Source organism: Allomuricauda sp. CAU 1633 (assembly GCF_017313225.1).
Taxonomy (GTDB): Bacteria; Bacteroidota; Bacteroidia; order Flavobacteriales; family Flavobacteriaceae; genus Flagellimonas.
Map to the genome: position 1 here is coordinate 177679 of NZ_JAFLNE010000002.1, position 12543 is coordinate 190221.

A 12543-nucleotide genomic window follows, 5' to 3' on the forward strand; every position below is an offset into this window, starting at 1 on the left:
TGCAATTTAGGCGAAAATACTAAACAATTGGATTTTTTGAAGATGGGGGTTGAACCCCATATTTCAGGATGAAGGTGTTTTAAATCAAGTATTTGGGCATTCACATCAAAATAAGGGGTATTCAATTCATTCTTGGCAACACCCTTTGATCATCACCTAATTTTAGCTTGAAAACGTAAGGTTTTCTATCAATCAAAAAACGCAATCAATCACCATAACGGCAACTTAAATTGCCAAAATAGGTTTCCTGTTATCCAAAAGGATGGGTTTTGGGAAACCTAAGTGGTGTTGATGTCAACCACACTTGGATGAGAAATATTTTTTTGTTGCCAGTACTGTTGTTCTTGGCACCAATGTATGACTTGGATGCCCAAATCATTGAAAAAAAGAAATACATGACCATGTCAATTGCTCAAGAACAACCTCCAGAGATTGATGGCAACATAGATGAACCGGTGTGGGAAATGGTGGAATGGGGCGGAGATTTCATCGAGTACAGCCCTGATGAGAACACCCAACCCAGTTTTCAGACCAAGTTCAAGGTGATTTATGATGCCAAGTACCTATATTTTGCCATACGTGCGTTTGATTCAGCTTCAGATAGCATTGTAAGGCGCATGGGTAGGCGCGATACATTTGATGGGGATTGGGTGGAGGTGAATATAGACAGTTATCACGACCTCAGAACCGCATTTTCGTTCACGGCCACGGTGGCAGGGGTTAGGGGGGATGAGTTTATTTCCAATAATGGGAGCAGCTGGGATGCCAGTTGGAGTCCCATTTGGATGACCAAAACCCAAATAGATGATGAAGGCTGGACAGCCGAAATAAAGATTCCCCTAAGTCAGTTGCGGTTTAATGGCGATGCCGAACAAGTTTGGGGGCTTCAGGTTCACCGACGTTTTTTTAGAAATGAGGAGCGTTCCCTATGGCAAAGGATTCCCCAAGATGCCCCAGGTTGGGTAAGTGAGTTTGGAGAACTTCACGGCCTAAAAAACCTTACCCCTCAAAAACAATTGGAAGTACAACCTTTTACCGTTACCCAACTAAAAACCTATGAGCAAGAAGAGGGGAATCCCTTTAGGGATGGCAGCGATTTTACACTGAATGGAGGGGTGGATGCCAAGGTTGGAATTACGAACGATCTTACCTTGGATTTAACCGTAAATCCCGATTTCGGGCAGGTAGAGGCGGACCCATCCGCTATTGCGTTGGATGGTTTCCAGATATTTTTTCGGGAGCAACGACCCTTTTTTGTGGAGAACAAGAATATTTTTGACTTTCAATTTTCGCATGCTTCGGACAATCTGTTTTATTCTAGACGGATTGGTAGAAACCCACAGGGATATCCCAATACTTCGGGAAATGCATACGTAGATCAACCCAGTAAGACGACCATTCTGGGAGCGGCCAAATTTTCGGGTAAAACTAAAAATGGATGGTCCATAGGGGTTATGGAAAGTCTTACCGCCAAAGAGTTTGCCGAGATTGATGTCAACGGAACCCGAAATAAGGAATTGGTAGAGCCACTCACCAATTATTTTGTGGGTAGATTGCAAAAGGATTTCAATCAAAATAACTCTTATATCGGTGGGGTGGTAACGGCTGTAAATCGGTTTGACATGCCGGAGTCCCTGAACTTTTTGCATACCGATGCCTATTCGGGAGGGTTGGATTTTAAACACCAGTGGAACAACAGAAATTATTACCTGACCGGATATTCCGTTTTTAGTCAGGTGAAAGGAAGCCCGGAGGCCATTGCGGCCACTCAGAACACCTTAACACATTTATTCCAGCGACCAGATGCAGGTCATGTTTCGGTCGATTCCACCAGAACGTCCTTGGCCGGGACCGGTGGTAAATTGGAATATGGAAAAGTGGGCGGAGGTAATTTGCGATATACCATTGGTGCTTTTTGGAAATCCCCGGAACTGGAAATCAATGATATTGGTTTTTTACGGCAGACGGATGAATTTCGACAGTACAATACCGTGGAGTATAGGTCTACACGACAAACGGGCCATTTTAGAAGGGCTGGAGGTACCTTTTCGTATTTCAACAGCTTCGACTTTGATGGAAACCGGAATAGAACCCAATACCAATTTGGGGCGGATGCGACTTTCTTGAACAATTGGAGCTTTGATATTGGAGGAGGACATATCCCTGCGAATTATCGAAATGCTTGGCTACAAGGTGGACCACGATTTAGATTGTCCAGAGAGAACTTTGCTTGGTTCATAGCCAATACGGACCGTAGAAAAAAACTGCGTTTTAGTGCAGACCTATTGTATTCCGAGGGAAAACAGAATCATTTTACCATTATGGAGTTCACAGGGGGCATTACTTACCAACCCTCTAATGCACTAACAGTCTCCTTGAGTCCGCAGTTTGCCAGATACCCACACAAAACACAATATGTCACCGAAACTGATTTTAATGGAGAACCCAGATACATAACTTCCGAAATAGACAACAAGAGTTTGAGTGCCGCTTTTCGGATCAATTATACGATCAACCCCAACCTCACCATTCAGTATTATGGACAACCCTTTATTGCTAGGGGGCGATACTCTAATTTTAATTATATCACCAACCCCACAGCGGATAATTTGATTGATCGCTACCAATTGTATGATGAAAATCAAATCACCATGCAACCGGATTCAGGGATTTATGAGGTAGATGAGAATTTGGATGGGAATGTGGATTACAGTTTTGACGATCCAGATTTCTCACTGGTGGAGTTCCGTTCCAATTTGGTGTTGCGTTGGGAGTACATTCCAGGCTCTGAGTTGTTTTTGGTATGGTCGCAGGGCATTTCCAATTTCTTAGATCCAACATTGGGTCTGACACGAGGTTTGGAATCAGGCATCTTTGGGCAAAAACCAGAAAATATTTTTCTAATGAAGCTGACCTATCGATTGGTGCTTTAAACAGAAATTTGAAAATAGCTTTAAACAAATCAATCATGAAAAAAATAAAAAGTATAGGTGTTTTGATGGCCATGGCACTTTTCATCTCGTGCACCACAGAAAAAGGGCCATCCGAAGAAATGCTGGCCACTTGGAAAAAAGAAATTACGGATGCCGAAGCTGCCTTTGCCCAAATGGCCAAGGAAGAAGGCATGAACAAGGCATTTTTGGCCTTTGCTGCAGATGATGCCGTGTTGATGCGGGGCAATCAACTCATTATGAAGAAAACAGGGATAGGCGAATATATGAAAGACCAAAACTCAAAAGGGTTGGCATGGTCACCTGAGTTTGTGGATGTGGCCAAGTCTGGCGACTTGGGATACACGTATGGCTATTACACTTTCAGTTATGAAGATCAAGAAGGGAACCCTGCTGAAGCCATGGGAGTGTTCCATACGGTATGGAAGCGTCAGAAGGATGGTTCCTGGAAATTTGTCTGGGATTGATTCAGAAATAAAAAGCAGAAAGGATAACTAAAACAACAGATATGAAATACAAATTAATGATGACCTTGACCTTAGCAAGTATGGTCATGGGAAAAGCGCAGGACCAACAACTGCTTCAAGATGATTTTTATATGTATGTAAACCAACAATGGTTGGATACTGTGGAAATCCCGGCTGCATATGGTTCGTGGGGAAGTTTCCATGAGGTGTACTTTGAAAACCAAGACCGCATCAAAGGAATTTTCCAAGAGCTTGGGGATTCTGGGAAATCCTATCCCAAAGGATCAACAGAACAATTGGTAGCAGATTTTTATATCAGTTGCTTGGATACAGTTACGTTGGAGGAAAAGGGTTTGAACCCTCTAAAGCCCATTTTGGAGGAAGTGGACCAGATTCAATCTGTGGAAGACTACCTGTCCCTGACTGCAAAGTTGTATGCCAAAGGTATTCCAGCTCCCATTAGCGTTTATGAAAGTGTAGATGCCAAAAACAGTACGGTTTATGCCTTGCACCTAAATCAATCTGGATTGAGTTTGGGCAATAGAGCCTATTATTTGGAGGACAACCCTCAATACCAAGAGTTTAGGGATAAATATCAGGACTTGATCACAGACCTTTTTACAATAGTTGGACTTCAACAGTCCAAAGAACGGGAAGCAGCTGAAAAAGTTTTTGAAATGGAGACTGTTATGGCTCGCATTCATAGGACCCCTGTTCAGCTTCGGGATTCTGAAAGGAATTATAACAAAAAGACTATCGCAGAACTGAACCAGCTTACGTTTACCGTTGATTGGGCCAAATATTTTAAGGATTTAGGACTGAAAAAGGATGTGGAATACGCTATTGTAAATCAACCTGAGTTTCTGGCAATTTTTGATCGTATGCTCAATGATTACTCCATTGAAGATTGGAAAACCTATATGCAATGGAAAGTGATAGTAGGTACCACATCCCTGCTCAACAAGTCAGTTAGGGATCGTAGTTTTAAGTTTTATGGAACCACATTGCAAGGGACGGAAGAGCAACTACCCAGATGGCGGACAGCCCAAAATGCCGTCAATTCCAATATGGGTCAGCCTTTGGGTAAATTGTATGTTGAAAAGTATTTTCCAAAGCGGAACAAGGACAAGATGATTGGCTTAATTGACAATCTAAAACAAGCATTTCATAAGAGGATTGATGGCTACACTTGGATGTCAGAAGAAACCAAGAAGCAGGCCCACCATAAATTGAACAAAATGGGGGTGAAAATAGGATACCCAGATGAGTGGTTGGATTATACCTCTGTGAACATTGCTGTTGATGATTATTTTGGAAACGTAACTCGAGTAACAGAATTTGATTATTTGCGTGATTTAAACCGCGTGGGCGATTCCATAGATCCCAATGATTGGGGTATGACCCCACCTACGGTGAATGCATACTATTCGGCTACACGAAATGAAATAGTTTTCCCGGCAGGGATTTTAAACCCTCCATTTTTTGACTATGACGCAGATGATGCCACCAATTATGGTTCAGCAGGTGTTATTATTGGTCATGAAATCACCCATGGATTTGATGATAATGGAAGTCTGTATGATGCCGATGGAAATTTAAAATCGTGGTGGACCCCAGAAGATCGGGAAAAGTTTGAAGCTAGAGCCAAAAAGATAGAGGAACAATATGACGAATATATTGTGTTGGATTCCATTCATCTAAATGGGAAACTCACCTTGGGCGAGAATATTGGAGATTTAGGGGGTATGGCCATTGCTTTTGAGGCCATGAAAATAAATCAAGAGGAAAAAGGAAATAAAACTGTTGATGGGTTGACGGATGAACAACGATTCTTCTTGGCGTATGCCAAAATGTGGAGAATTAGGTTTAGGGATAAAACGTTGGAGAACCAAGTTAAGACAGATTCCCACTCACCAGGATATTATAGAGCCAATGGAGCTCTATCCAATTTCGAAGAATTTCACAAAGCATTTAATATCCCGAAGGGGAGTAAAATGCGTCGTGATGAAATTAACGTTATCTGGTAACATAGTACACTAATTAAATATGTAAGGTGATAACATTTCGTAATACTTAAGGAGATAGATACATTTTTTCAGACGTTACCTTACATTGTAAAGGGCCACCCAATTGGGTGGCCCTTTTTCTTTTCTAATGGTTGTCCAAGAAGTGTTAAAAAAGCATTTGTTTCTTGTCAATAGATGTGATTTTATCTGTTCTAAATGATAAAAATGCTGCATTGGTCAATATAGTATTAAAACAAGATAATATTCCCTGAGCAGTTCATGTACATAATTTTACTTTTACAACTGTTAAAATAACACTTATTAATCTTTAATAAATCTTAAAGACCAAAATGATAAGTCTTATGAGAAATAAACAAACTGAACTAACTAAAATGTATTATGAAATTGGTTAAATTTTTATCAAAAACATTTTTGGAATTCAATGGGTTCAAGAAGCAATTCTTTTTTCCCATTGTTTGTCTACTATTAGCGCAAACAGCATTTTCTCAGCAGCAAGTTACCGGTACAATTACTGATGAAAGCGGTATTCCTGTAGCTGGTGCATCTGTTGTGGAAAAGAACACTGCCAATGGTACCGTTTCGGATTTCGATGGTAATTTTGCAATCACCACTTCTGAATCCAATGCGGTTTTGATCATTTCCTATTTGGGTTTTGCTACGCAGGAAGTTCCAGCAACATCATCCATGAGTGTGGTGCTAAAAGAGGATTTGGAGCAACTTTCTGAAGTTGTGGTAATTGGTTACGGCACACAAAAACGTGCCGATGTAACAAGCTCGGTTGCTACTGTAAAAGCCGAAGATTTTGTACAGGGTAATGTTAAGGATGCCGCCCAACTTATTCAAGGTAAGGTGGCGGGTCTTTCAGTATCCGCTCCTTCTGGGGACCCTACAGAGGGTACCCAAATCAGTTTAAGGGGTATGTCATCTTTGTCGGCAGATTCTGCACCTTTGGTGTTGGTGGATGGTGTTCCGGGAAGCTTAAATACTGTAGCTCCCGAAGACATTGAGTCCATTGATGTATTGAAAGACGGTTCTGCTACTGCTATTTATGGTACTAGGGGTACTAATGGTGTAATCATCATTACCACTAAAAAAGGAACCAACGACATGAAGTCTACCATTGAGTACAATGGGTATGCTTCCTTGGCCACCATTGCGGACAGGATGAACTTTTTGAATGCCTCTGAGCTTAGACAGAAGTTTAATGAGGGCTACACTTTTACAGGGGCCAACCTAGAAGACTATGGTGCTGATACGGACTGGGTGGACCAAATTACCCGAGACGCTTTCAGCCAAGTGCACAACGTTATTTTTAGAGGAGGGAACTCTACTTCAAATATGACGGCTTCTGTTAACTATCGAGATATTGAGGGAATCTTCCTAAAATCCAACAATGAAAAGTATACAGGTAGGATAAATATCAACCATGCCATGTTCGATAATAAATTAAAGACCAATGTGGGTGTAATTTTAAGCGAGCAAGTATATAATGCATTGGGTGATGGTCAGAGTTTTAACCCAACCATCTACCGTCAAGCCATTATCCACAACCCAACAGAGCCTGTCTATAATGAAGATGGCAGCTATTTTGAAAGAGCGGTTTATTTTTATGACAACCCGGTTTCAATGATTCAAGAAACCATTGGGGAGAACAGATACAGAACCAGTAGGATAGATTTCTCCATGAGCTATGATTTTGGGGACCATCTTACAGTAAAAGGTTTGTATACCCGAAAAGGGGAGACCAACATCAGAGGCTTTTACCAAACCAAAGATCACGTTTCCACCACGGAAAGCGGGCAGGATGGATTTGCCTCAAGAGGTACGGATAACTATGTTGGAAACTATGGTCAGTTCACTGTGGATTACAACAACAGTTTTGGAGACCACAGGGTAACCGCTCTCGCAGGATACAACTACGAGGATAACATGAATGAAGGTTTTTGGGCAACCAACCGTAGGTTCCCAACCGATGGATTCACCTATAACAATTTAGGAAGTGGACAAGGACTTCAGTTGGGTGAAGCTGGTATGGGAAGTTTCAAAAATGCAGATAAACTCATTGCCTTCTTCTCAAGGGTGACCTATAACTATGATGATCGCTACCTTTTAATGGCTAGTTTGCGTCGTGAAGGTTCCACTCGTTTCGGTGAAGATTATAAATGGGGTAATTTCCCAGGGATTTCTTTAGGATGGCGTGTGGACCAAGAGTCTTTTGCTGAAAACTGGGACTGGTTGTCCAGCTTAAAACTACGGACAGGTTTTGGGGTTACCGGTACCAATGCTGGTGCTAGATACCAATCCTTGAGTGGTCTTTCTTATGGAGATTATTTTTACAACAACGGCCAATGGGTAAGACAATTGGTGCCATCCCGTAATGCCAACTCCAATTTGCGTTGGGAAAAGAAAGAAGAATTTAACGTAGGTTTGGATTTTGGTATCTTGGACGGAAGAATCAATGGATCTGTTGATTACTACAACAGAACTACCAAAGATGCACTCTTCAACTACAGTGTACCAACACCACCTTATTTTTATGGTAATATTGCGGCAAACGTTGCAGAGATCAAGAACACCGGTCTGGAATTCTTGTTAAATGTGACCCCAGTCAAGACAGATAACTTCGAGTGGACTGCAAACTTGACCTATTCTACCAATTCCAACGAGATTGTGTCTTTGTCCAACGATGAATTCCAATTGACCAACGATTTCTTTGATGAAGGATATACAGGTGAGCCCATTCAGATTTCTACGCACAGAGTACAGGAAGGAGAACCTATTGGTAACTTCTTTGGATTAAAGAGCGTTGATATCACTGATGATGGTATTTGGATCATTGAAAGACCTGATGGTACCCGAGTTCCTGCTACCGAAGCTACCAACGATGACCGTCAGGTATTGGGTAACGGTCTTCCAAAAGCATACTACAGTTGGAACAACACCGTAAAATATAAGAACTGGGACCTTATGTTCAATCTAAGGGGCGCTTTGGAATACCAAATCCTAAACTTCTCCCGTATGTTCTATGAGAACCCAACCATTGGTTACAACACCTTGGATTCTGCCTACGATTTGGTGTACGGTAAAGCCGTGCTACAAGATGTGCAACGTTATGTGAGCCACTACATTGAAGATGGTGATTTCCTAAAAATTGACAACGTTACTTTGGGATACACACTGCCCAAAGATGCCATTAAATTTGCCCAAACGTTCCGCATTTATGCTTCTGGTCTAAACTTGGCAACCTTTTCAAAATACAAGGGAATTGACCCAGAAATTAACAACAGAGATAATCCGTTGTCGCCAGGTAATGATAACAGGGATAAATATCCCACTATCAGAACCTTTACGTTGGGTATCAACTTTACATTTTAAAATAAAAAACTATGAAAAATATACTAAACAAAGTGACTACACTTAGACTAAGATTTTTGATGCTGTCGGTCAGTGTACTTCTACTACAAATAGGATGTACAGACCTTGAGGAAGAAGTTTTTTCCGAAGTGACCGAATCATCCTTCGTGCCAGCAGAGTCAGATATTATTGCTGTAATGGCTTCGGCCTACACCCCCATGCGTTATGTAATGGGATGGCAAGGCTACTTTGATGTGCAGGAAGAACCAGCCGATATGTTTGTAACACCAACAAGACCTAACGGTTGGGATGACGGTGGAACCTACAAAAGAATGCACTTCCACGAATGGACCGAGACGCAGTGGCAACCTAGAAACACATGGATTACCTGCTTTAATGGTATCAACAGTGCCAACAGGGTAATCCTCCAAATTGAGTCTGGAGAACTGCCCGTTAGTGAAGCGCAAGCTGCTTCAATTGTTGCGGAGATGAGAGCCTTGAGAGCCTTGTATTACTCCATGTTGGTGGATACACACGGAAACGTGCCAATTATTGCAAGCTACAGTGATGAACTTCCCGTTCAGAGTAGCCGTGCCGAAGTATACAATTTTATCGTTTCAGAATTGAACGAGGTTATTCCAAGTCTAACCGAAACTGTAGATCAGTCTACCTACGGTCGTATGACCAAATGGGCGGCCTATCACGTTTTGGCAAGAGTATATTTGAATGCCGAAGTGTACTCAGGTACTGCGCAATGGGAAAATGTGATTACTGCTTGTGATGAGATTATGGGTAGCGGAGCATACGAACTTTCGTCCAGCTATTCAGATATTTTTGCGACTGAAAACCAAGGCAATTCAGAAATGGTTTTTGCTATCCCTTACGATCAAATTTTTGCTGGTCAGTGGAACGCCCACATGAAAATGATGAACCCAGAGCACCGATTGGTCTTTGGAATGCAGGCGCAGCCTTGGGGTGGATCTAGCTGTAACCCTCAATTTATTGATAGTTATGAGCCAACTGATAATCGTTTGGCCGATACCTGGTTAATGGGTGATCAATTGAGCTATACCGATGGAAGTGTTGTATTTACTTTGGTAAAAGAAATGCCAAGTATTTACGGATGCGATTTCACCCAAGGATTCAAATGTGGTAAATACGAAATTGAGCCCGGTGCTACCGGAGGTCTTAGTGTAGATTTCCCATTCTTGAGATATACTGATGTTTATATGATGAAGGCCGAAGCTCTTCTTAGAACTGATAGAAGCGACGAAGCTGCTGCCCTTGTTACGCAAGTGCGTATGCGTTCTTTTGATAACCCTGCTGACGCTACCGTTACAGGAGCTGAGTTGGAAGGAGATACCACAGTACAATACGGAACTTTGGCTGAAGATGGAACCATTGCGGATGCCGGTGACCAATCCGTTGTGCCTTTCGGACGTTTCTTGGATGAATTGGGCTGGGAGTTTGCCGCCGAGGCCAGAAGAAGAACCGACCTTATCAGATTTGGAGTTTATCAGACCAAAAACTGGTATAATCATACACCTAAGGGAGACTATACCACCCTTTTCCCTATAGGTTTGGAAGAATTGAATACAAATACGAATCTAAGCCAGAACCCTGGTTACTAAGATTTAAGATTTGTACTCAAGTGTTTTTTATAATTGTTTGAGTTTGTTGTTAGTGAAGAAAGCGGATGGTAACCCATCCGCTTTCTACTTTTATGGACTATTTTTAGTCCTTTTGGTAGGTAGTCTTAAATTGAACTTTAATATGATGAAATCTTTTTTTTGGAAGTGTTGTATTGTCTTTTGCTGGATGGGCCCATCCATGCTGATGGGGCAACATCAGATTACATCACCGGATGGAAAATTATCGGTGGCGGTAACCTCAAAGGAGCAGTTAGAGATTAGCATTGGGTATAATGGGCAAATGCTGGTTAGTGATATTGCCACCGACTTGAATATTGTTGGTAAAGGAAGTCTGGTGCAAACATCAAGACTTAGAAATGCGGACATTACCACGGTAAACTCGGTAGTGGAAGCAATTGTTCCCACCAAAAACAGGCAAATCAAAGATGAATACAGTCAATTGACATTGTATTATTCCAAATTCAACTTTGAAGTGAGATGCTACAATAATGGAGTTGCCTTTAGGTACGTTACAAAATTGGGCTCAAAACCTATAGAGGTCGAATATGAAAAATTGGATTTTAGTGTTCAACCAGATGCTACCTGTTATCTGCCCGAAGAAAAGCAGTTGATTTCCCATTTTGAAAACTACTTTCAAGTACTCCCTGTTTCTGAAATCAAGCCCAATACCCTGGCCAATCTTCCTTTGCTATTCACTGAAGAAAATAAACCCAGTATCAGCTTTACGGAATCCAATATCTATGATTACCCCCACATGTTTCTTCACAAACAAGATTCAGGTTTTACCAGCACTTTCCCCAACGTAGTTCTAAAAACCAAGGAAGGTAAGCGAGATAGGGATGAAATCATCGGCGAGGAAGCCAACTACATTGCCAAAACCAGTGGCAACCGTGAATTTCCATGGAGGGTGTTCATGGTATCGGAAACCGATAAGGATATCGTTTCCAATAATCTGGTCTACCAATTGGCTGATCCCTTAAAATTGGAAGAAGTTTCATGGATTCAACCTGGAAAAGTAGCGTGGGATTGGTGGAACGCCAACAACATTGATGGGGTTGATTTTGAATCGGGTATCGATACCCAGACCTATAAATATTATATCGACTTTGCTGCCCATTATGGTTTGGAATACATCATTTTGGATGAAGGATGGTCAAAGACGACCACCAATGTAAAAGCACCCAACCCCAATATTGATGTTGCAGAATTGGTTGCGTATGGCAACCAAAAAAACGTTGGCGTCATTCTTTGGAGTTTATGGCGACCCTTGGATGAGGACATGGCTGGTATTCTGGACCAGTTTCAAGCTTGGGGTGTAAAGGGAGTTAAGGTGGATTTCATTCAAAGGGCCGATCAGTATGTGGTCAATTTTTATGAAAGACTGGCCCAGGAAACCGCGAAGCGCCACATGCTGGTAGATTTTCATGGAGCATTCAAACCCACAGGGCTTAGGCGTGCTTATCCAAATGTCATTAATTATGAAGGCGTAAAAGGGTTGGAGAATACCAAGTGGGAAGATAAAATCACCTCGGAACATGAGCTTACGCTTCCTTTCACACGAATGACGGCTGGTATCCTGGATTTTACCCCAGGCGGGTTGGACAATGTGCACAAGGAAAATTTTATGGCCCGTTTTGATAGGCCCATGGCCATGGGAACCCGAGCGCACCAAGTGGCTATGTATGTAGTGTATGAGGCCCCGCTTCAAATGTTGAGCGATACGCCCAGCAACTATTATCGTGAGGATGAGACCACTTCCTTCATTGCAAAGATTCCCACTACGTGGGATGACACCGTGGTATTGGAGGCCAAAGTATCCGATTACATTTTACTGGCCCGTAAAAATGGAAATACATGGTATGTGGCTGGGATGAATGATGATACACCGAAAGAATTCACCTTGGATTTTTCATTCTTGGGAGAAGGAAACTATAAAATCCAAATCTTCAAGGATGGGATTAATTCAGATAAAAATGCAAGAGATTATGTTGTGGAAGAGGCTACGGTAAATTCAAACACAACAATGGATATTAAGCTCAACAAATCGGGTGGTTGGGTGGCCATAGCGACAAAAATGTGAATTAGGTTAAAC

6 protein-coding genes are annotated in these 12543 nt (G+C 41.9%); all 6 read left to right on the plus strand.

Going from position 1 to position 12543, the window contains the following annotated elements; translation table 11 throughout:
* The first annotated feature begins 308 nt into the window (after window positions 1-308).
* The 6 genes from J0X14_RS05780 to J0X14_RS05805 all read left to right on the plus strand — a co-directional run bounded on the left by J0X14_RS05780 (window position 309) and on the right by J0X14_RS05805 (window position 12531).
* Entirely contained in the window at window positions 309-2933 is a 2625-nt protein-coding gene (locus J0X14_RS05780; protein WP_207096826.1) for a DUF5916 domain-containing protein, read from the plus strand.
* A 35-nt stretch (window positions 2934-2968) separates the two neighbouring features.
* A complete protein-coding gene (locus tag J0X14_RS05785; RefSeq protein WP_207096827.1) occupies window positions 2969-3418 on the plus strand; it encodes a YybH family protein in 450 nt (149 codons plus the stop codon).
* A 41-nt stretch (window positions 3419-3459) separates the two neighbouring features.
* Complete coding sequence (locus J0X14_RS05790) at window positions 3460-5445, plus strand: M13 family metallopeptidase (protein ID WP_207096828.1); 1986 nt, start codon at window positions 3460-3462, stop codon at window positions 5443-5445.
* Window positions 5446-5823: 378 nt separating this feature from the next.
* Entirely contained in the window at window positions 5824-8820 is a 2997-nt protein-coding gene (locus J0X14_RS05795) for a SusC/RagA family TonB-linked outer membrane protein (protein ID WP_207096829.1), read from the plus strand.
* Window positions 8821-8831: 11 nt separating this feature from the next.
* Entirely contained in the window at window positions 8832-10430 is a 1599-nt protein-coding gene (locus J0X14_RS05800; protein WP_207096830.1) for a RagB/SusD family nutrient uptake outer membrane protein, read from the plus strand.
* Window positions 10431-10572: 142 nt separating this feature from the next.
* On the plus strand, window positions 10573-12531 hold the full coding sequence (locus J0X14_RS05805) for a glycoside hydrolase family 97 protein (RefSeq protein WP_207096831.1): 1959 nt from the start codon (window positions 10573-10575) through the stop codon (window positions 12529-12531).
* Window positions 12532-12543: the final 12 nt, after the last annotated feature.